Origin of the sequence: Pseudomonas sp. NFPP12 (assembly GCF_900103205.1) — a bacterium.
Lineage (GTDB): Bacteria > Pseudomonadota > Gammaproteobacteria > Pseudomonadales > Pseudomonadaceae > Aquipseudomonas > Aquipseudomonas protegens.
This window is the reverse complement of the sequence record NZ_FMWW01000005.1, coordinates 401038-421468: the sequence shown is the minus strand read 5'-3', so window position 1 is coordinate 421468 and position 20431 is coordinate 401038. Positions and strand designations below refer to the sequence as shown.

The following is a 20431-nucleotide window of genomic DNA, read 5'->3' as shown; positions in this document are numbered from 1 at the left end:
ATGATTCGACTTCAGAACCTGACTTTACAGCGTGGCCCGCAACGTCTGCTAGAAGACGCCGAGCTAACCCTGCACGCCGGCCAGAAAGCCGGCCTGATCGGTGCCAACGGCGCCGGCAAATCCAGCCTCTTTGCCTTGCTGCGCGGTGAGCTGCACCCGGACTCGGGTGACTGCTTCCTGCCGGCCGACTGGCGCATCGCCCACATGCGTCAGGAGGTCGATACCCTCGAGCGCCTGGCGGTGGACTATGTGCTCGACGGCGACTTGCGCCTGCGCCAGGTGCAGCGTGACCTGGCCGCTGCAGAAGCGGCCCAGGACGGCGCCGCGCAAGCGCGCTTGCATGCCGAGCTGGACAGCGCCGACGGTTACACCGCCGACGCGCGGGCGCGCAAGCTGCTGGCTGGCCTGGGTTTCACCAACGAGCAAATGGACCGTCAGGTCGGCGACTTCTCCGGGGGCTGGCGGATGCGCCTGAACCTGGCGCAGGCGCTGATGTGTCCCTCGGACCTGCTGCTGCTCGACGAACCTACCAACCACTTGGATCTCGACGCCATCATCTGGCTCGAAGAGTGGCTCAAGGGTTACCCCGGCACCTTGCTCCTGATCTCCCACGATCGGGACTTCCTCGATGCCGTGGTCGATCACGTGGCCCACGTCGACCAGCGCAAGATCACCCTCTATCGCGGTGGCTACAGCGCCTTCGAACGCGCCCGTGCCGAGCGTCTGGCCCAGCAGCAGCAAGCCTACGAGAAGCAGCAGGCGCAGCGCGCGCACATGGAAAGCTACATCGCCCGCTTCAAGGCCCAGGCCACCAAGGCCCGGCAGGCACAGAGCCGGATCAAGGCCCTGGAACGCATGGAGGAGCTGTCGGCGGCCCACGTCGATTCGCCCTTCGATTTCACCTTCCGTGAGTCGACGAAGATCTCCAGCCCGCTGATCGACCTCTCCGATGCCCGCCTGGGCTATGGCGAGCGTGCGGTCCTGGAGAAGGTCAAGCTGCAGCTGACTCCGGGCGCGCGGATCGGCCTGCTGGGGCCCAACGGCGCCGGCAAGTCGACCCTGATCAAGAACCTCTCCGGCGAACTCCAGCCGCTGTCCGGGCGCCTGACCCGGGGCGAGAACACCGTTGTCGGTTACTTCGCCCAGCATCAGCTCGATTCCCTGGACTCCAAGGCCAGTCCCTTGCTGCATCTGCAGCGCCTGGCGCCCACCGAGCGCGAGCAGACCCTGCGCGACTTCCTCGGCGGCTTCGACTTCCGCGGCGCACGGATCGACGAGCCGGTGCTGAACTTCTCCGGCGGTGAAAAAGCCCGTTTGGCTTTGGCGCTGATCGCCTGGGAGCGGCCCAACCTGTTGCTGCTCGACGAACCCACCAACCACCTGGACCTGGAGATGCGCCTGGCCCTGACCATGGCCCTGCAAGAGTTCAGTGGTGCGGTGCTGGTGGTCTCCCACGATCGCCATCTGCTCAAGAGCACCACCGACAACTTCTTCCTGGTGGCCGACGGCAAGGTCGAAGAGTTCGACGGCGACCTGGACGACTACACCCGTTGGCTGGTGGATTACCGCCAGCGCAATGCCCCGGTCAGCAACACGCCGGTGAACCCGGACAAGACCGACAAGAAGGCCCAGCGCCAGGCCGCCGCGGCGTTGCGTCAGCAACTGGCACCGCACAAGCGCGAGGCCGACAAGCTGGAAGCCGAGTTGGGCAAGGTGCATGAACGCCTGGCCAAGATCGAGGCCAGCCTGGGCGACAGCGGTTTGTACGAGGCTGCGCGCAAGGATGAGTTGCGGGATCTGCTGGCCGAGCAGGCCAAGCTCAAGACCCGGGAGTCCGAGCTGGAAGAAGCCTGGATGGAGGCCCTGGAACTGCTGGAAAGCATGCAGGCCGAGCTGGAGGCGCTGTCCTGATGGAGGCGCTGCAATTACCGTTGCCGGCCCAGTGGATCGGCCCGTTGTGGATTGGCGTGCAGATCCTGCTGATCCTCCTGGCGGGCTACCTGGCCCAGCGCTTCGTGGCCCGTGGCCTGACCCGCCTGGGCGAGCGCTACCCGTTCCCGCCGCAGTTGCTGATGCCACTGCGGGGCGGCCTGCGCTGGCTGATCATGGGCAGCGCGGTGATCTTCGTGCTGGAGCGCCTGGGGGTTTCCGCCACGGTGCTGTGGACCGCCCTTTCAGGCTTCGTCGCCGTGGCGGCGGTGGCCTTCTTCGCCATGTGGAGCGTGCTCTCCAACCTGCTCTGCGCGATCCTGATCTTCACGGTTGGTCCGTTCCGCCTGGGTGACGTGGTGGAGCTGGTGGACACCGTCGACAAGCCTGGGGTCAAGGGCCGGGTCGTGGCGATCAACCTGCTGTACACCACCCTGATCGAAGCCGAGGAAGCCGGCACCGGCAGCGCCATGGTCCAGGTGCCCAACAGCCTGTTCTTCCAGCGCTCGGTGCGCCGCTGGCGTGGCACTGATGTGCTGCCCGTGGGCAGCGGCGAGAAGTAACCCCTTCCTCTGTAGCCGCTGCATCACCTTTGGGCGAAAAAAATATGGTCAGCCGCCAAGCGGAGGATTAGCTTAGGCAGTCACGACCAATTCGATCCGAGGTGTGCGATGGTGCTTGAGACATGGCTGGCGTTCTTTGCCGCCAGTTGGGTAATCAGTCTTTCCCCGGGCGCCGGCGCCATTGCGTCGATGTCCTGCGGCCTGCAATACGGTTTCTGGCGCGGCTACTGGAATGCCCTGGGGCTGCAACTGGGCCTGGCGATGCAGATTGCCATTGTCGCGGCCGGTGTCGGGGCCATTCTCGCGGCCTCTGCCACGGCCTTCTATGCCATCAAGTGGTTCGGTGTGGCCTACCTGGTGTACCTAGCGGTCAAGCAGTGGCGCGCGCTGCCCAGCGACCTCAGTGATGACGCCGCCATTCGCCCCATCGGCAAACCCCTGGCCCTGGTGTTTCGCGGTTTCCTGGTAAACATCAGCAACCCCAAGGCGCTGGTGTTCATGCTGGCGGTGTTGCCGCAGTTCATCGACCCCCATGCCCCCCTGGTCAAGCAGTACCTGATTCTCGGCGCCACCATGATCGTGGTCGACCTGATCGTCATGGCCGGCTATACGGGGCTGGCGTCCAAGGTCCTGCGCCTGTTGCGCACCCCGGTCCAGCAGCGGCGGATGAACCGCACCTTCGCCGGCCTGTTCATCGGCGCCGCGGGTTTTCTGGCAACTATCCGCAAAGCGGCGGCCTAGGTTTGCAGGAACAAGAAAAGGCGACCCACCGGGTCGCCTTTTTCGTTTGCGTGCGGTTTAGCGCAGGATCACTGGCGCCGTGTCCGGCGGCTGGTTGTTGTGCATCGGCGCTTGGCGCGGTTGCTCGCAGCTGTCACGACCCAACTGCCGGGTGACGTCTTCGCCCAGGGGCTTGGACACTTTGCACAAGCAAGGAGAGCGGGTGCTACCTGGGCGTGAGGCTGGTGGCCTGTGAGCGAAGATGTTTCAGCGGGGCTGATAAGCCTTGAGTGAAACCCGTTGGGAGGGAACAATATGTTACTTCTTATTTCCCTTTGAGATTTATTCATGATTGCCCCTTCCCGTTTACTGGCGTTGCTAGTGTTGCCGGTGCTGGCGCTTTTCAGCTTCAACCTGCTGGCCGATACCGTCGACGGCGCGCCCAAGGCCCTGCATCTGCTGGATTACATTGGCGCGGACTATCCCGCCACGGTCGAGGGGGGCAAGGTCATTGACGAGTCCGAGTACCGTGAGCAGGTGGAGTTTCTCGGCGTCCTGCAGGGGTTGATCGCCGATCTGCCGACCAAACCGGAAAAGGCTGAACTGGAGCAAGGCGTTGTCAGCCTGCGCAAAGCGGTGGATGACCGCGTCGATGGCAATCAGGTAGCTCGCCAGGCGCGGCAGATGGGGGCCCGGCTGGCGGTGGCCTATGAGGTCAGCCAGGCGCCGATCATCACCCCGGATCCGACCCGTGGCGCGCCGTTGTACGCCCAGCACTGCTCGGTATGCCATGGCGAGCAGGGCGCCGGCGATGGTCCGGCGGGCGTGGGCATGACCCCACCACCGGCCAACCTGCGGGATGTCGAACGTCTCGACCGCCTGAGCCTGTATGCCATCTACAACACCCTGGGGTTGGGCGTGGAAGGCACCGACATGCCGTCCTTCGCTGATCAACTGGATGATCGCCAGCGTTGGGACCTGGCCACCTACATCGCCAGTTTCAGCGCCGACCCTGCGGCCGCCAAGGGCGAGCAGAGCTTCAACCTGGCCGACCTGGCCCGGCAGACACCGGGTGAAGTACTGGCCGCCCAGGGACCGCAGGCAGCCGCGACTTTCCGTGCCCAGCGGGCCCAGCCGCCTCAGGTCAAACGGGGGCCGGCGCAGTTGCTGGACTACACCGCATCGACCCTGGACAAGAGCCTGGCGGCCTATCGCAGCGGTGATCACGAACAGGCCTACGATCTGTCGGTAGCGGCGTACCTGGAAGGTTTCGAGCTGGTAGAAAGCTCCCTGGACAACGTCGATGCCAACGTCCGCAAAGACACCGAAAAGGCCCTGATGGCCTACCGGCAGTCGTTGCAGGATGGTTTGCCGGTGGCCCAGGCCGAACAGCGTCTGGACGCGGCCAAGGCCAAGCTCAAGGAGTCCGCCGAGCTTCTGGGCGGCGACAGCCTGAGCTGGTCTCTGAGCTTTATTTCCGGCCTGCTGATCCTGCTGCGCGAAGGCCTGGAAGCGATCCTGGTGCTGGCGGCCATCCTCGCCTTCCTGCGTAACACCGGCCAGCAATCGGCGGTGCGCAGTGTCAACGTCGGCTGGGGACTGGCCTTGCTGGCCGGCCTGGGTACCTGGGCCTTGGCGGCCTACGTGATCGATGTCAGCGGTTCCCAGCGTGAACTGCTCGAAGGCGCCACCGCACTGTTCGCCAGTGTCATGGTGCTGTGGCTCGGGGTGTGGATGCATGACCGCCGGCATGCGGCGGCCTGGCAGGACTACATCAAGAGCAGCCTGGTGGGCGGCGGCGGGCGATTCGGCTTTGCGGTGCTGGCGTTCTTCTCGGTCTATCGCGAGCTGTTCGAAGTGATTCTGTTCTACGAAACCCTGTGGCTGCAGGCCGGCCCTGCCGGGCACAACGCGGTACTGGCCGGTGGCGCTACCGCCCTGGTGTTGCTCGTAGGGTTGGCCTGGGTGATCCTGCGGGGCTCGGCCAAGCTGCCCCTGGCGCTGTTCTTCGGCATCAACGCGGCACTGCTCTGCGCCTTGTCGGTGGTGTTCGCCGGGCACGGCGTCAAGGCGTTGCAGGAAGCGGGTATCTTCGGTACGCGGCCAGTGCCGTTCTTCGACTTCGACTGGCTGGGTATTCATGCCGACGCCTACTCGCTGGGTGCCCAGGCGGTGGCGATCCTGGCGATCGTGGTGCTCTACAGCCGCAGCCGCATGAGTGAGAAGCGCCGCGTGCAGGCTTCCTGAGCCGGCGTAGTTGATTGCGGGCAAGCCCGCTCCTGAAGGGGCGGCTTGCCCGTTCTGCATTATGGAGGGAGAACATTCAATGCGTGTCTGGATCGATGCCGATGCCTGCCCCAAGGCGGCCAAGGATCAAGTAGTGCGCTTCGCCCTGAAGCGCCAGTTCGAAGTGGTGCTGGTGGCCGGACAGGCGCAGATCAAGCCGGCCTTTGCTTGCGTCAGGCTGATCGTGGTGCCCAGCGGCCCGGATGCCGCCGACGATTACCTGGTGGAGCACGCAGTGCCTGGTGAACTGGTGATCTGCAGTGACGTGCCGCTGGCCGACCGTCTGGTGAAAAAGGGCGTGGCGGCCCTGGACCCGCGGGGCAAGGAGTTCGACGCACAGAACATGGGCGAGCGCCTGGCGGTGCGCAACCTGTTTACCGACCTGCGTGAACAGGGGCAGGTCAGTGGTGGGCAAGCGCCCTATGGCGAACGGGAAAAACAGGCCTTTGCCAACGCCCTGGACCGCATCCTGACGCGCTTGGCGCGCCAGGCCTGAGGGGCGCTCGCTAGAGGCTCACTTGTCGCCTTCGTGGGTCAGCTCCAGCACCCGGTCCACCAGCTTGTTGATGCCCGAGGCCGCTTCGCTGATGGATTTTGCCAGCATATAGGCGGGGGTGCTCACCAGTTTGCGTGCCTTGTCTTCGATGATCTCGCCCACTGCGCATTCGGCGTGGGTGGCGCCCATCTTGCCCAGGGCGGCTGCGGTGTCGGCATCGTTGCCGATGGTGCAGGTCACGCCAGGGCCGTAGATCTTCGCGGCCATGGCCGGGGCGATGCACATCAGGCCCACCGGCTTGCCGGCTTCGGCAAAGGCTTCGGCCAGGGCCAGGACGTCGGCCTGGACTGTGCAGGCAGCGCCTTCGGTGGCGAAGCTGGAGAGGTTCTTGGCTGCCCCGAAGCCACCGGGAATGATCAGCGCATCGAAGTCTTCGACGCGGGCTTCGCGCAGGTCCTTGACCTCACCCCGGGCGATGCGCGCCGATTCCACCAGCACGTTACGGGTCTCGGCCATGGTTTCGCCGGTCAGGTGGTTGAGCACATGCATCTGGGGGATGTTCGGGGCGAAGCACTGCACCTGGGCGCCGCGTTGGTCGAGGCGCAGCAGGGTGATCACGCTTTCGTGGATTTCGGCGCCGTCGAACACGCCGCAACCGGAAAGGATCACTGCAACTTTTTTGCTCATGGGTTTTTCTCCAGATTCATGGCGCTAAATGTCCGCCTGTTTGTCACACCTGGCCATAGGGGGATGGAGTCGTCGGACCTAATCTTGGTTATCGATATCGATCGGGTCGCGCCATGAACCTCATCCTCTATGCGGTGCCGTTTTTCTTTGTGTTGATTGTTGCTGAATTGTTGGTCGATCGCTGGCGGGGAGTGAATAACTACCGGGTTGCCGATGCGGTCAATAGCATCAGCACCGGCGTGTTGTCCACCACCACGGGCCTGCTGACCAAGGGGCTGGGCCTGGTCACTTATACCTTCGCCCTCCAGCACTGGGGGCTGTTCGAGCTGCCGGCGCACAGCCTCTGGGTATGGATCGGGGCCTTTGTCCTGTACGACTTCTGCTACTACTGGCTGCATCGCTGCGGTCATGAACGCAATATCCTCTGGGCCGCTCACTCGGTGCACCACCAGAGCGAGGACTACAACCTCTCCACGGCTCTGCGCCAGACCAGCACCGGCTTCCTGTTGAGCTGGATCTTCTACCTGCCCCTGGCGGTACTCGGGGTGCCGCTGGTGGTGTTCGTCACGGTGGCAGCCCTCAATCTGCTGTATCAGTTCTGGGTGCATACCCGGCACATCGGCAAGCTGGGCTGGTATGAATGGTTCTTCGTGACCCCCTCCAATCACCGGGCCCATCACGCGCAGAACGCTCTTTATATGGATCGCAACTACGGCGGGGTGTTCATTCTCTGGGACCGGCTGTTCGGCACCTACCAGGAAGAGGACGACAACGAGCCCGTGGTGTTCGGCGTGACGACCCCGCTGGCCAGTTGGAACCCGCTGTGGGCCAATCTGCAGTTCTATGCCCAGCTCTGGAATGATGCCCGGCGCACCGAGCATGTGCGGGACAAGCTGCGGATCTGGTTCATGCGCACCGGCTGGCGCCCGGCGGATGTGCAGGCCCGTTATCCCCTGGCCAAGCCGGAGCTGAGCCAGTTTCGCAAATTCGAGGTGGCCCTGGATGTGCGGCGTCAGATGTACGTGGTGCTGCAGTTCGCGGTGTATGTAGCCCTGGGCAGCTACCTGATGAATGCCCAGAGCAGCCTGTCGGTCCAGGCACTGCTGCTGGGCGGGGGCGCGATGGCCTTGGGTCTGTTCGTACTGGGCGCGGCTCTGGAGGATCGGCCCTGGAGCCTGAAACTGGAAGGGGCGCGGCTGCTGCTGAATCTGCCCCTGGTATGGCTGGCGCCGCTGGTCGGTCTGTGGCCGGCCAGCCCCCTGGCCTGGGTGGCGCTGGGCAGCTACAGCCTGCTGAGTGTCTGCGGGCTGTATGGCTGCGGCTCGCGTGTTACTCGGCTGGCGTCTTAGGTTCCCGGGCGGAGGCCTGTTCGGCTTCGTAGATCTGCTTGGCCAGGCGTGCGTTCTTGAAGCGCCGGCGCAGCCACAGGCCGAAGCCCAGGACCAGCAGGGCGCCCAGCACCCACAGCTCGTACTTCTTGATGCTGCCGAGCATGCCTTCCATGACTGCGCCGAAATGGTAGGCCGCCTGGGCCAGGGCTATGGCCCAGATCGCTGCGCCGATACCGTTGAGCAGCAGGTAGCGGCCCGGCGGATAGCCGGACAGGCCGATGGCCACCGGCATCACGGTGCGCAGCCCGTAGACGAAGCGAAAGCTCAGTACCCAGATATCCGGGTGCTTGCGGATATGCTCCAGCGCCCGGTCACCCATCATTTGCCAGCGCGGTTTGCGCGCCAGCAGCTTGCGGCCATGCTTGCGCCCCAGGAAGTACCACAACTGGTCACCGGCGTAGCTGCCGAAGAAGGCAACCACCATCACCAGGTTGATATCCATGTATCCGCGGAACGCGAGAAATCCGGCAAGAACCAGAATGGTTTCGCCTTCGAAAAACGTGCCGAGAAAGAGGGCGAAGTAGCCGAAATCCTGAAGAAATTGTTGGAGCATTGTCTGGATGCTGGCGAAATGAACGCGCAGCCTACCCCTTCGACGACGTTCGGGAAAGTATCGAAATGTGTCTCGACGTGAACAATCCGGCCAATGACAATGAGTGTTGCTGCCGGTCAACAGCTTGAGCACAACTGTCATCTGTTCGTCATAATGCCCGCTTATAACTGTCCCGCTCGTCCGCCAGCGCGAGCCCTGGAGTCCGCCGTGAGCTTTACCCCCGCCAACCGCCTGTTTCCAGCCACTCGTCTGCGGCGCAACCGTCGCGATGACTTTTCCCGCCGTCTGGTGCGGGAAAACCGCCTGAGCGTGGATGACCTGATCCTGCCGGTGTTCGTGCTCGAGGGTGAGAATCGCCGCGAAGCGGTGGCTTCGATGCCGGGTGTGGAGCGCCTGACCATCGACCTGTTGCTGGAAGAGGCGGCGCTCTGGGTCGATCTGGGGATTCCGGCCCTGGCGCTGTTCCCGGTGACGCCGGCCGGGCTCAAGTCCCTGGATGCGGCCGAGGCCTGGAACCCCGACGGCATCGCCCAGCGTGCCACCCGCGCCCTGCGCGAACGCTTTCCGGCCCTGGGGGTGATCACCGACGTTGCCCTTGACCCGTTCACTACCCATGGCCAGGACGGCATCCTCGACGAACAGGGTTATGTGCAGAACGACATCACCGTCGACGCCCTGGTGCGCCAGGCCCTGTCCCATGCCGAGGCCGGCGCCCAGGTGGTGGCACCGTCGGACATGATGGACGGGCGGGTCCAGGCGATCCGCGAGGCCCTGGAACTGGCCGGGCATGCCAACGTGCGCATCATGGCTTACTCGGCCAAGTACGCCAGCGCCTACTACGGTCCCTTCCGCGATGCGGTGGGCTCGGCGCTGAACCTGGGCAAGGCCGACAAGGCCTCGTACCAGATGGACCCGGCCAACGGCCAGGAAGCCCTGCATGAAGTGGCGGCGGACCTCGCCGAAGGCGCGGACATGGTCATGGTCAAGCCGGGCATGCCGTACCTGGACATCCTCTGGCGGGTCAAAGATGAATTCAAGGTGCCGACCTTTGTCTATCAGGTCAGCGGCGAATACGCCATGCACATGGCAGCAATCCAGAATGGTTGGTTGGGTGAGGGGGTTATTCTTGAATCCCTGACCGCTTTTAAACGTGCAGGTGCCGATGGCATCCTGACTTACTTTGCCGTTCGTGCTGCTCAATTGTTACGAGAGCAAAAATAGCCCTCCCAGGAACACGCGATGAATACTGAAGGACTCTCAGAAGTTGCCGTAAAAGAAGCTCAGCCGGTGGTCGAGCAAGTGGTGGAGACCCCGCCGGAACTGGAGCCAGTGGCCCCGGCCGCGGTGGCCGAGACGCAACCGGCACCGGCCATCGTCATTCCCAACCTGGATGACAGCAGCCTGTACATCCACCGCGAGCTGTCGCAGCTGCAATTCAACATCCGCGTGCTGGAGCAGGCACTGGATGAGTCCTATCCGTTGCTGGAGCGCCTGAAGTTCCTGCTGATCTTCTCCAGCAACCTGGACGAGTTCTTCGAGATCCGCGTGGCGGGCCTGAAGAAGCAGATCACCTTCGCTCGCGAACAGGCCGGTGCCGACGGTCTGCAGCCGCACCAGGCGCTGGCGCGCATCAGTGAACTGGTGCACGGGCATGTCGACCGCCAGTACGCGATCCTCAACGACATCCTGTTGCCGGAACTGGAAAAACATCAGATCCGCTTCATCCGTCGCCGCTACTGGACCACCAAGCTCAAGACCTGGGTTCGCCGCTATTTCCGCGACGAGATCGCGCCGATCATCACCCCCATCGGCCTGGACCCGACGCACCCGTTTCCATTGCTGGTGAACAAGAGCCTGAACTTCATCGTCGAGCTGGAAGGTATCGACGCCTTCGGTCGCGATTCGGGCCTGGCGATCATCCCCGCGCCGCGCCTGCTGCCGCGGATCATCAAGGTGCCGGAAGAAGTCGGCGGCCCTGGCGACAATTATGTATTCCTCTCGTCGATGATCCACGCCCACGCCGATGACCTGTTCCAGGGCATGAAGGTAAAAGGCTGCTATCAGTTCCGCCTGACCCGAAACGCCGACCTGGCAGTGGACACCGAGGACGTCGAAGACCTGGCCCGTGCGCTGCGCGGCGAGCTGTTCTCCCGTCGCTACGGTGACGCGGTGCGCCTGGAAGTGGCCGACACCTGCCCCAAGCACCTGTCGGACTACCTGCTCAAGCAGTTCAACCTGCACGAGACCGAGCTGTACCAGGTCAACGGCCCGGTGAACCTGACGCGGCTGTTCAGCATCACCGGCCTGGACAGCCACCCGGAGCTGCAATACACCCCGTTCACTCCGCAGATCCCCAAGCTGCTGCAGAACAGCGAGAACATCTTCAGCGTCATCAGCAAGCAGGACATCCTGCTGCTGCACCCGTTCGAATCCTTCACCCCGGTGGTCGACCTGCTGCGCCAGGCTGCCAAGGACCCGCATGTGCTGGCAGTGCGCCAGACCCTGTACCGCAGTGGTGCCAACTCGGAGATCGTCGACGCCCTGGTGGACGCGGCGCGCAACGGCAAGGAGGTCACCGCGGTGATCGAATTGCGTGCGCGGTTTGACGAAGAGTCCAACCTGCAGATGGCCAGCCGTCTGCAGGCGGCCGGTGCGGTGGTGATCTACGGCGTGGTGGGGTTCAAGACTCACGCCAAGATGATGCTCATCCTGCGTCGCGAAGCCGGCGAGATCGTGCGTTATGCGCACCTGGGCACCGGCAACTACCACGCGGCCAACGCCCGTCTGTACACCGACTACAGTCTGCTGACCTCCGACGATGCCTTGTGCGAGGACGTGGGCAAGCTGTTCAGCCAACTGATCGGCATGGGCAAGACTCTGCGCATGAAGAAGTTGCTGCATGCGCCGTTCACCCTGAAGAAGGGCATGCTCGACATGATCGCCCGGGAGACTCAGTTCGCCCTGGACGGCAAACCGGCGCACATTATCGCCAAGTTCAACTCATTGACCGATCCGAAGATCATTCGCGCGCTGTACAAGGCCAGCCAGTCGGGCGTGCGCATCGACCTGGTGGTGCGTGGCATGTGCTGCCTGCGTCCGGGCATTGCCGGGGTCTCGCACAACATCCACGTGCGCTCGATCATCGGCCGCTTCCTGGAGCACACCCGGGTGTTCTACTTCCTCAATGGCGGCGAGGAACAGATGTTCCTTTCCAGCGCCGACTGGATGGAGCGCAACCTCGACAAGCGGGTCGAGACCTGCTTCCCGGTGGAGGGCAAGAAGCTGATTCTGCGGGTCAAGAAAGAGCTGGAGAGCTATCTCACCGACAACACCCACAGCTGGAGCCTGCAGTCCGACGGCCGCTATATTCGCAACACGCCGACCGGCAACCAGAACCCGCGCAGTGCCCAGGCAACCCTGCTGGAGCGCCTTGGCAGCCCGGTACTGCCGGTGCGCTAAGCGCGTCAGGCGTCGCTGATAATAAAAAGGCCAGCCCGATCACCGGGCTGGCCTTTTTTGTGCGGCTTGCAAGAACTGTGGGCGCTGGCTTGCCAGCGAAGGCGTCCCTGAGGGCGATGCAAGGGGTAGCGGCCTTTTCGTCGGCAAGCCGGCTCCTGCAGCTCCGTGGCAGGGTCAGTTGACGTTGAGCACGATGCCCACCCGGGTCAGCCATTCGGCCTCCAGGGCGAAGTCGGCCTGGGTCAGCTGGTTTTCATCCAGCCAGTTTTCCGGGAACTCCACGTCCAGCTGATCGCCCAGGGCGCTGAGGCTCACCTGAGGCATTTGCTGGGTGCCACGGATGTGATGGAAGAGGATGGCGAAACGCAGCAGCACGCACAGCCGGATCAGCTTGATGCCGTCGTCGCCGAACTCGGCGAATTTTTCCTTGGGGATGTTGCGGCGGTGGCCGCGCACCAGGAGAGCCAGCATCTGCTGGTCTTCCCGGGAGAAACCCGCCAGGTCCGAGTGCTCGATCAGGTAGGCACCGTGCTTGTGGTAGTGATAGTGGGCGATGTCCAGCCCCACTTCATGGACCTTGGCCGCCCAGCCCAGCAGTTCGCGCCAGATGCCGTCTTCCAGGTCCCAGTCCGCGGCCACCTGGTCGAAGGCGCGCAGGGCCTTGCCTTCAACGCGCGAGGCTTGTTCCAGGTCGACGTGGTAGCGCTCCATCAGCGAGCTGAGGGTGCGTTCACGGACGTCTTCGTGATGATGGCGGCCCAGCAGATCGTAGAGCACGCCTTCACGCAGGGCGCCTTCGCAGTGATCCATGCGTTGCAGTTCCAGGGCGTCGAAGATCGCTTCGAGAATTGCCAGGCCAGCGGGAAAGATCGCTCGGCGGTCGGGCTTGATGCCTTCGAAGTCGATCTTCTCGGCGTCGCCGAGCTTGAACAGCTTGCGCTTGAGCCAGGCCAGCCCTTCGGCGTTGACCTCGCCGCTACCCTGGCCGCCAGCCTTGAGGGCCAGGCCAATGGCGCGAATGGTTCCGGACGAGCCGATGGCTTCGTCCCAGGTCAGGCGATGCAGGGCATGCTCGATGCTCATGATCTCCAGGCGTGCGGCGGTGTAGGCCTGGGCATAGCGGGCAGGGGTGATCTTGCCGTCGCGGAAATAGCGCTGGGTGAAGCTTACGCAGCCCATCTGCAGGCTCTCGCGCAGCAGGGGTTCGAAGCGCTGGCCGATGATGAATTCGGTACTGCCGCCGCCGATGTCGGCCACCAGGCGCTTGCCCGGGGTGTCGGCGAGGGTGTGGGACACCCCGAGGTAGATCAGGCGGGCTTCTTCACGGCCGGAGATGACTTCCACCGGGTGGCCGAGGATTTCCTCGGCACGGCGAATGAACTCGCCGCGGTTGCGGGCTTCGCGCAGGGCGTTGGTGCCGACGATGCGCACCGTGCCCTGGGGCATGCCGTTGATCAGTTGGGCGAAGCGCTTGAGGCAGTCGAGACCGCGCTGCATGGATTCTTCGTTGAGCTGGCGTTCTTCGTCGATGCCGGCGGCCAGTTGAACCTTTTCTCCGAGCCGCTCGAGAATGCGGATTTCACCGTTCCGGGCCTTGGCCACGACCATGTGAAAGCTGTTGGAGCCCAGATCGATCGCGGCGATCAGGGACAGATTCTTGGCTTGGGATTGGGGCATGGTTGGGGGTCTCGGTCGATAACCTCGCCATCCTGCCACGATCAACGGCTCGCGCCAACGCGCAGTGTCCAATGCGTTGATTCAACGCATAAAAGCCTGCGCCGGGGCGGTGGGCCGGCGGTTCCCTGGCCAGTAAAGATCCCGTTCAATCGGGCGAGCCGATCCTTGGCAGCCAGGCAAAGACCCTGCTGCAACAGGTGCGCGGTGCCGGCCGGGGTTGCCGAATGGCCTGTGCAACCCGCGTAACGTCCCCAGCTGAGCTATACCCAAACTCGTGGGGCACCATAGTTAGAGTCAATCATCTCCGGCTTCCTGAACGCGGGAAGGGCAGATATGATGGGCCACGTTTTTTTGCTTACAACCTGGAGAATTCCATGAGCAGCGATCTTATCAAACACGTCAGCGACGCCAGCTTCGAGGCCGACGTACTCAAAGCCGAAGGCGCTGTACTGGTCGACTACTGGGCCGAGTGGTGTGGCCCATGCAAAATGATCGCTCCGGTTCTGGACGAAATTGCTGAAACCTACAAGGGCAAGCTGACCGTTGCCAAGCTGAACATCGACGAGAACCAGGAAACCCCGGCCAAGCATGGCGTGCGTGGTATCCCGACCTTGATGCTGTTCAAGAACGGCAACGTCGAAGCTACCAAGGTTGGTGCACTGTCGAAGTCGCAACTGGCTGCCTTCCTCGACGCCAACATCTAAGCGTCGATTCGGTACCCTTGAAAAAGCCCCGCAAAATGCGGGGCTTTTTCGTAATTGAGGGCTAGACGCTCTGAAACTCAGGTGTTACATTCGGCCCCGCACTGGTTTCTCCATTGCCCCCTGCAAGCCGTCGCCGACGCTCTCCTTTTCGAATTAGTACGCGATCCTGTCGCCTTCTCTGCGGCGCGGCCTCATTAAGCCAAAAGCTTAATTTCCCCCCTCTATAAATGATTACGTCATTCCTATATGAATCTGACTGAACTCAAGCAAAAGCCGATTACCGAACTGCTCGAATTGGCCGAACAGATGGGCATAGAAAATATGGCCCGTTCGCGCAAGCAGGACGTGATTTTCTCCCTGCTGAAAAAGCACGCGAAAAGCGGTGAGGAAATCTCCGGTGATGGCGTGCTGGAGATCCTCCAGGACGGCTTCGGCTTCCTTCGCTCTGCTGACGCCTCCTATCTTGCTGGCCCGGACGATATCTACGTCTCGCCAAGCCAGATCCGTCGCTTCAACTTGCGCACCGGTGACACCATCGTTGGCAAGATCCGCCCTCCCAAGGAAGGCGAGCGTTACTTCGCTCTGCTCAAGGTCGATACCATCAACTACGACCGCCCAGAGAACGCCAAGAACAAGATTCTGTTCGAAAACCTGACGCCGCTGTTCCCGACCGTGCGCATGAAGATGGAAGCCGGCAACGGTTCCACCGAAGACCTGACCGGTCGTGTGATCGATCTGTGCGCCCCGATCGGTAAAGGCCAGCGTGGTCTGATCGTTGCTCCGCCAAAGGCGGGCAAGACCATCATGCTGCAGAACATCGCGTCGAACATCACGCGCAACAACCCTGAAGTTCATCTGATCGTGCTGCTGATCGACGAGCGTCCGGAAGAAGTGACCGAAATGCAGCGCACTGTGCGCGGCGAAGTGGTCGCCTCCACCTTCGACGAGCCGCCAACCCGCCACGTGCAAGTGGCCGAGATGGTGATCGAGAAGGCCAAGCGCCTGGTTGAACACAAGAAGGACGTGGTGATCCTGCTGGACTCCATCACCCGTCTGGCCCGTGCCTACAACACCGTGATCCCGAGCTCCGGCAAGGTCCTGACCGGTGGTGTCGATGCCCACGCCCTGGAGAAACCGAAGCGTTTCTTCGGCGCCGCGCGGAACATCGAGGAAGGCGGCTCGCTGACCATCATCGCTACGGCGCTGGTTGAAACCGGCTCGAAGATGGATGAAGTGATCTACGAAGAGTTCAAGGGTACCGGCAACATGGAACTGCCCCTGGACCGCAAGATCGCTGAAAAGCGCGTCTTCCCGGCCATCAACATCAACCGTTCCGGCACTCGCCGCGAAGAGTTGCTGACCGCCGACGACGAGCTGCAGCGCATGTGGATCCTGCGCAAACTGCTGCATCCCATGGATGAAGTCGCTGCCATCGAATTCCTGGTCGACAAGTTGAAACAGACCAAGACCAACGATGAGTTCTTCCTGTCGATGAAACGCAAGTAAATCGATCAGGCCAGCAAGAGCCGGGGAAACCCGGCTTTTTGCTATCTGACATTCTCTATTCTGAACCTGTGGGTTCGGCGCTAAACTGCCTGCCCCGAATGCCACGGCGAAAACGAGGCTCACGCATGCAGTATCGCGACTTGCGCGACTTTATCAGCGGCCTGGAACAGCGCTCGGAACTCAAGCGCATCCAGGTTCCGGTGTCCCCAGTGCTGGAAATGACCGAGGTCTGCGATCGCACCTTGCGTGCCAAAGGCCCGGCCCTGCTGTTTGAAAACCCCACCGGTTATGACATCCCCGTGCTCGGCAACCTGTTCGGCACCCCCGAGCGCGTGGCCCTGGGCATGGGCGCCGAAGCGGTCAGCGAACTGCGCGAGATCGGCAAGCTGCTGGCGTTCCTCAAGGAGCCGGAGCCGCCCAAGGGGCTCAAGGACGCCTGGTCCAAGCTGCCGATCTTCCGCAAGATCATTTCCATGGCGCCCAAGGTGGTCAAGGAAGCGGTGTGCCAGGAAGTGGTGATCGAAGGCGACGACGTCGACCTTGGCATGCTGCCGGTGCAGACCTGCTGGCCGGGCGATGTCGGCCCGCTGATCACTTGGGGCCTGACCGTGACCAAGGGCCCGAACAAGGACCGGCAGAACCTGGGTATCTATCGTCAGCAGGTGATCGGCCGCAACAAGGTGATCATGCGCTGGCTGAGCCACCGCGGCGGCGCGCTGGATTACCGCGAGTGGTGCGAGAAGCACCCGGGCCAGCCGTTCCCGGTGTCGGTGGCGCTGGGCGCGGACCCGGCGACCATTCTCGGCGCCGTGACCCCGGTGCCGGACAGCCTTTCCGAATACGCCTTCGCCGGCCTGCTGCGGGGCAACCGCACTGAGCTGGTGAAGTGCCGCGGTAACGACCTGCAGGTTCCGGCCACGGCTGAAATCATCCTTGAAGGGGTGATCCATCCCGGCGAGATGGCCGATGAAGGCCCGTACGGTGACCACACCGGCTACTACAACGAGGTCGACAGTTTCCCGGTGTTCACCGTGGAGCGCATCACCCACCGCATCAAGCCGATCTACCACAGCACCTACACCGGCCGGCCGCCCGATGAGCCGGCGATCCTCGGCGTCGCGCTGAACGAGGTCTTCGTGCCGATCCTGCAGAAGCAGTTTCCGGAAATCACCGACTTCTACCTGCCGCCCGAAGGCTGTTCCTACCGCATGGCGGTGGTGACCATGAAGAAGCAGTACCCGGGCCACGCCAAGCGGGTCATGCTGGGTGTCTGGTCGTTTTTGCGACAGTTCATGTACACCAAGTTCGTTATCGTCACCGACGACGATATCAATGCCCGGGACTGGAACGATGTGATCTGGGCCATCACCACGCGCATGGACCCCAAGCGCGACACGGTGATGATCGACAACACCCCGATCGACTACCTCGACTTCGCCTCGCCGGTGTCTGGCCTGGGTTCGAAGATGGGGCTCGATGCGACTCACAAGTGGCCTGGAGAAACCACCCGAGAGTGGGGCCGGGTCATCGTCAAGGATGAGGCGGTCACCCGCCGGATCGATGCCATCTGGAATCAGTTAGGAATAGATTGATGCGTGTAACCTTGCAGCCCTCCGGAGCGGTGCTTGAGACGCTGCCCGGCGAGCGGATTCTCGATGCGGCGCGGCGCCTGGGCTATGAATGCCCGCAGAGCTGCCGCAATGGCAACTGTCATGTCTGTGCGGCGCTGCTGGTGGAGGGCAGCGTGCAGCAAGCTGGCGACGTGCGTGATCACGGCGAGTTCTACACTTGCATTGCAGAGCCGCTGGAAGACTGCATCGTGCTGTGGGATGGCGTCCTTGCGCTGGGAGAATTGCCGGTGCGCAGCCTGTCGTGTCAGCTTACTGAATGCCTGGAGGTCGGCGGCGATGTCTGGCGGGTCAGGCTGCGGGCACCGGCCGGCAAGCCGCCGCGCTATCACGCAGGGCAGTACCTGATGCTGGAGCGGGACAACGGTGAGAAGTCGGCCTTTTCCCTGGCATCGGCGCCTCACAGCGGGCGAGATCTGGAACTGCATGTGCTGGTGCGCGAGAACAGTGCGCAAAGCCTGATGGAGCAACTGCAGCGCAACCGCATGGCTCGGGTGCAGTTGCCTTTTGGCGACACCCACCTGGCCGAGTTGCCGGATGGGCCGCTGGTGCTGATCGCCGCCGGTACCGGCATGGCGCAGATGCACAGCCTGATCGAGCATTGTCGGGCCGCCGGCTTCAAGCATCCGGTGCACCTGTATTGGGGCGTGCGCCGGCCGGAAGATTTCTACCAGCTGGAACACTGGGACGAGTGGCAGCAACTGCCCAACCTCTACCTGCACAAAGTGGTCAGCGACCTGTGTGGCTGGGAGGGGCGCTGCGGCATGCTGCATGAAGCGGTGTGCGAGGACATTACCGACCTGTCGGCGGTACACGTTTACGCCAGCGGCTCGCCGGCGATGATCTACGCCACCCTGGATGCGCTGGTGAGTGCCGGGATGGATGCCCACCAAATGCGCGCCGACGTGTTTGCCTACGCCCCGCGGCCCTGACTGCATCGGGCCTGCGCGGCGCGTTATAACTCTGTATATAGCCTATCGGTATTTATCTAATTAAATAAATGCCGGTAGGTTATATATAAGCCTCCAACTTAAGTGCCACTGCTTAGTGGCACTTAACTTGCCTTTAAACTCATGTGTCTTGCAGTTACTGCCAAGCGTTCTATTAAGTAACTTCTTTTACGCGGGGAGCCGAACGCTATTCGCCATGACAGCCCTTGAATCCAGTTATCTGAATCTGGCTTACCCTCCGCGGCTCGATCTGGGCCCGCAGCTGACGCACGACCAACTTCGCAGTTCCATGCAATCCACCATGGCCCGGCACAAGGGTGGGCCGGTGTGGCTGTTCGCCTACGGTTCACTGATCTGGCGCCCGGAATGCTCGGCGGTCGAACGCAAGCGAGGCAGGGTGCATGGTTATCATCGCGGCCTGTACCTGTGGTCCCACGAGCATCGCGGCACGCCGGAGCTGCCGGGGCTGGTGTTCGGCCTGGATCGTGGCGGCTCCTGCAGCGGCTTCGCCTATCGGCTGCCGGAAGAGCAACTGGACGCCTCGCTGTACGCCCTGTGGCAGCGTGAAATGCCTTATCCCTCCTATCGCCCGCACTGGCTCAACTGCCGCCTTGAGGATGGCAGCCAGGTTCAGGCCCTGGGCTTTGTGCTGGAGCGACACCTGCCCAGCTATGCCGGCAATCTGCCGGACGATGTCCTGAACCAGGTGTTCGAAAGCGCTTGCGGGCGGTATGGCACCACCCGCGATTATGTCGAACAGACGGTCCAGGCCCTGCGCAGCCACGCCATGCCGGATCGCAACCTGGAGGCGCGGCTCAAGCGCTGCAAGGGGGCGGTCGCCCATTGAGGCCCTGTAGCCGGTCTTAGCGCACCTGCACCACGACCTTGCCCACCGCTTTGCGCTGGCCGAGATCATCGATGGCTCGCGCAGCCTCTGTCAGCGGATAGACCTGGGAGACCAGCGGCTTGAGCTTGCCCTCGGCGAACCAGCCGAACAGTTGCTGGAAGTTCGCCGCATTGTCCTGGGGCTGGCGCTGGGCGAAGGAGCCCCAGAACACACCCACCACCGCTGCACCCTTGAGCAGGGCCAGGTTCACCGGTAGCTCGGGGATGCGCCCGCTGGCGAACCCCACCACCAGCAGCCGGCCGTTCCAAGCGATGGAGCGGATGGCCTGGTCGAACAGGTCGCCGCCCACCGGGTCGTAGATCACGTCTGCGCCATTGCCGCCGGTCAGGCGCTTGATCTCGTCCTTCAGGCTGCTTTCGCTGTAGTTGATCAGTTCATCGGCACCAGCGGCCTTGGCCACGGCGAGCTTTTCCGCGCTGCTGGCAGCGGCAATCACCCGGGCGCCCATGGCCTTGCCGATTTCCACGGCGGCCAGCCCGACCCCGCCCGAGGCTCCAAGCACCAGCAAGGTTTCACCGGGCTGCAGGTTGCCGCGCTGCTTGAGGGCGTGCATCGAGGTGCCGTAGGTCATGCTGAAGGCGGCGGCTGTATTGAAGTCCATGGCGGCGGGAATCGGCAGCACGTTGTAACCGGGGACGGCCACCTGCTCGGCGAAGCTGCCCCAGCCGGTCAGGGCCATGACCCGGTCACCGGCCTTGAGGTGGCCGACCTTCTCGCCCACTGCGCTGACCACGCCGGCCGCTTCGCCCCCCGGGGAGAAGGGGAATGGCGGCTTGAACTGGTACTTGCCCTCGATGATCAGGGTGTCCGGGAAGTTGACGCCTGCGGCATGCACTTCCAGCAGGATCTCGTTCTTCTTCGGCACGGGGCTTGCGACCTCTTCCAGCACCAGCGTTTCGGCAGGGCCGAAGGCTTTGCACAGCACGGCTTTCATCAGGGCTATTCCTTTGGGAGTGGTGGCCGATAAGTGTAGGA

Annotated in this window: 17 protein-coding genes and 1 pseudogene; 13 read left to right on the top strand and 5 right to left on the bottom strand. The window is 63.0% G+C overall.

Annotated elements, in window-relative coordinates; all coding sequences use genetic code 11:
* From BLS75_RS23075 to BLS75_RS23065, 3 genes are all read left to right on the top strand, one after another.
* Window positions 1-1911 (top strand): ATP-binding cassette domain-containing protein, encoded by a 1911-nt coding sequence (locus tag BLS75_RS23075; RefSeq protein WP_011064166.1) that lies wholly within the window; start codon window positions 1-3, stop codon window positions 1909-1911.
* Window positions 1911-2492, top strand: coding sequence for a mechanosensitive ion channel family protein (locus BLS75_RS23070; protein WP_011064165.1), 582 nt, complete (start codon window positions 1911-1913; stop codon window positions 2490-2492). Before BLS75_RS23075 ends, BLS75_RS23070 begins: the two co-directional genes overlap by 1 nt.
* A 108-nt stretch (window positions 2493-2600) precedes the next feature.
* On the top strand, window positions 2601-3233 hold the full coding sequence (locus BLS75_RS23065; protein ID WP_072451844.1) for a LysE family transporter: 633 nt from the start codon (window positions 2601-2603) through the stop codon (window positions 3231-3233).
* A 57-nt stretch (window positions 3234-3290) separates the two neighbouring features.
* Here the strand turns inward: BLS75_RS23065 and BLS75_RS32510 are convergent.
* Window positions 3291-3413 (bottom strand): annotated as a pseudogene (locus tag BLS75_RS32510) (penicillin-binding protein activator LpoB); the annotation flags it as partial.
* Window positions 3414-3560: 147 nt separating this feature from the next.
* On the opposite strand from BLS75_RS32510, the gene BLS75_RS23060 reads away from it, so the two are divergent.
* Window positions 3561-5459 carry a cytochrome c/FTR1 family iron permease gene (locus BLS75_RS23060; protein WP_072451843.1) on the top strand — a complete coding sequence of 633 codons (1899 nt, stop codon included), beginning with the start codon at window positions 3561-3563 and terminating at the stop codon, window positions 5457-5459.
* Window positions 5460-5538: 79 nt separating this feature from the next.
* Window positions 5539-5994, top strand: a complete 456-nt coding sequence (locus BLS75_RS23055) for a YaiI/YqxD family protein (RefSeq protein ID WP_072451842.1) — start codon at window positions 5539-5541, stop codon at window positions 5992-5994.
* 18 nt (window positions 5995-6012) lie between these two features.
* On the opposite strand, the gene elbB is transcribed toward BLS75_RS23055, so the two are convergent.
* Complete coding sequence (gene elbB / locus BLS75_RS23050) at window positions 6013-6681, bottom strand: isoprenoid biosynthesis glyoxalase ElbB (protein ID WP_015637442.1); 669 nt, start codon at window positions 6679-6681, stop codon at window positions 6013-6015.
* Between the two features lie 113 nt (window positions 6682-6794).
* On the opposite strand from elbB, the gene BLS75_RS23045 reads away from it, so the two are divergent.
* Window positions 6795-8030, top strand: coding sequence for a sterol desaturase family protein (locus BLS75_RS23045; protein WP_072451841.1), 1236 nt, complete (start codon window positions 6795-6797; stop codon window positions 8028-8030).
* Here BLS75_RS23045 and BLS75_RS23040 read toward each other — a convergent pair.
* Entirely contained in the window at window positions 8011-8625 is a 615-nt protein-coding gene (locus tag BLS75_RS23040) for a DedA family protein (protein WP_011064160.1), read from the bottom strand. The two genes, BLS75_RS23045 and BLS75_RS23040, sit on opposite strands and share 20 nt — an antisense overlap.
* Before the next feature lie 207 nt (window positions 8626-8832).
* Here BLS75_RS23040 and hemB point away from each other — a divergent pair, with 207 nt between their 5' ends.
* Together hemB and ppk1 are read left to right on the top strand one after the other, a co-directional pair.
* Entirely contained in the window at window positions 8833-9846 is a 1014-nt protein-coding gene (gene hemB, locus BLS75_RS23035) for a porphobilinogen synthase (protein WP_072451840.1), read from the top strand.
* 18 nt (window positions 9847-9864) lie between these two features.
* Entirely contained in the window at window positions 9865-12084 is a 2220-nt protein-coding gene (gene ppk1, locus BLS75_RS23030) for a polyphosphate kinase 1 (protein WP_015637439.1), read from the top strand.
* 174 nt (window positions 12085-12258) lie between these two features.
* Here ppk1 and ppx read toward each other — a convergent pair whose 3' ends face one another.
* Window positions 12259-13761 (bottom strand): exopolyphosphatase, encoded by a 1503-nt coding sequence (gene ppx, locus BLS75_RS23025; protein WP_011064157.1) that lies wholly within the window; start codon window positions 13759-13761, stop codon window positions 12259-12261.
* Between the two features lie 374 nt (window positions 13762-14135).
* Here ppx and trxA point away from each other — a divergent pair, with 374 nt between their 5' ends.
* The 5 genes from trxA to BLS75_RS23000 all read left to right on the top strand — a co-directional run bounded on the left by trxA (window position 14136) and on the right by BLS75_RS23000 (window position 19396).
* Entirely contained in the window at window positions 14136-14465 is a 330-nt protein-coding gene (gene trxA / locus BLS75_RS23020; RefSeq protein ID WP_003206727.1) for a thioredoxin TrxA, read from the top strand.
* A 246-nt stretch (window positions 14466-14711) separates the two neighbouring features.
* Complete coding sequence (gene rho / locus BLS75_RS23015; protein WP_011064156.1) at window positions 14712-15971, top strand: transcription termination factor Rho; 1260 nt, start codon at window positions 14712-14714, stop codon at window positions 15969-15971.
* Between the two features lie 125 nt (window positions 15972-16096).
* Window positions 16097-17563, top strand: coding sequence for a 4-hydroxy-3-polyprenylbenzoate decarboxylase (ubiD, locus tag BLS75_RS23010; protein WP_072451839.1), 1467 nt, complete (start codon window positions 16097-16099; stop codon window positions 17561-17563).
* Window positions 17563-18531 carry a CDP-6-deoxy-delta-3,4-glucoseen reductase gene (locus tag BLS75_RS23005; protein ID WP_011064154.1) on the top strand — a complete coding sequence of 323 codons (969 nt, stop codon included), beginning with the start codon at window positions 17563-17565 and terminating at the stop codon, window positions 18529-18531. The genes ubiD and BLS75_RS23005 overlap by 1 nt, the downstream gene beginning before the upstream one ends.
* A gap of 214 nt (window positions 18532-18745) precedes the next feature.
* The gene (locus BLS75_RS23000) at window positions 18746-19396 is read left to right on the top strand and encodes a gamma-glutamylcyclotransferase (protein ID WP_041120357.1); all 651 of its coding nucleotides are present in this window, start codon (window positions 18746-18748) and stop codon (window positions 19394-19396) included.
* A 16-nt stretch (window positions 19397-19412) separates the two neighbouring features.
* On the opposite strand, the gene BLS75_RS22995 is transcribed toward BLS75_RS23000, so the two are convergent.
* A complete protein-coding gene (locus BLS75_RS22995) occupies window positions 19413-20390 on the bottom strand; it encodes an NADPH:quinone oxidoreductase family protein (RefSeq protein ID WP_072451838.1) in 978 nt (325 codons plus the stop codon).
* Window positions 20391-20431: the final 41 nt, after the last annotated feature.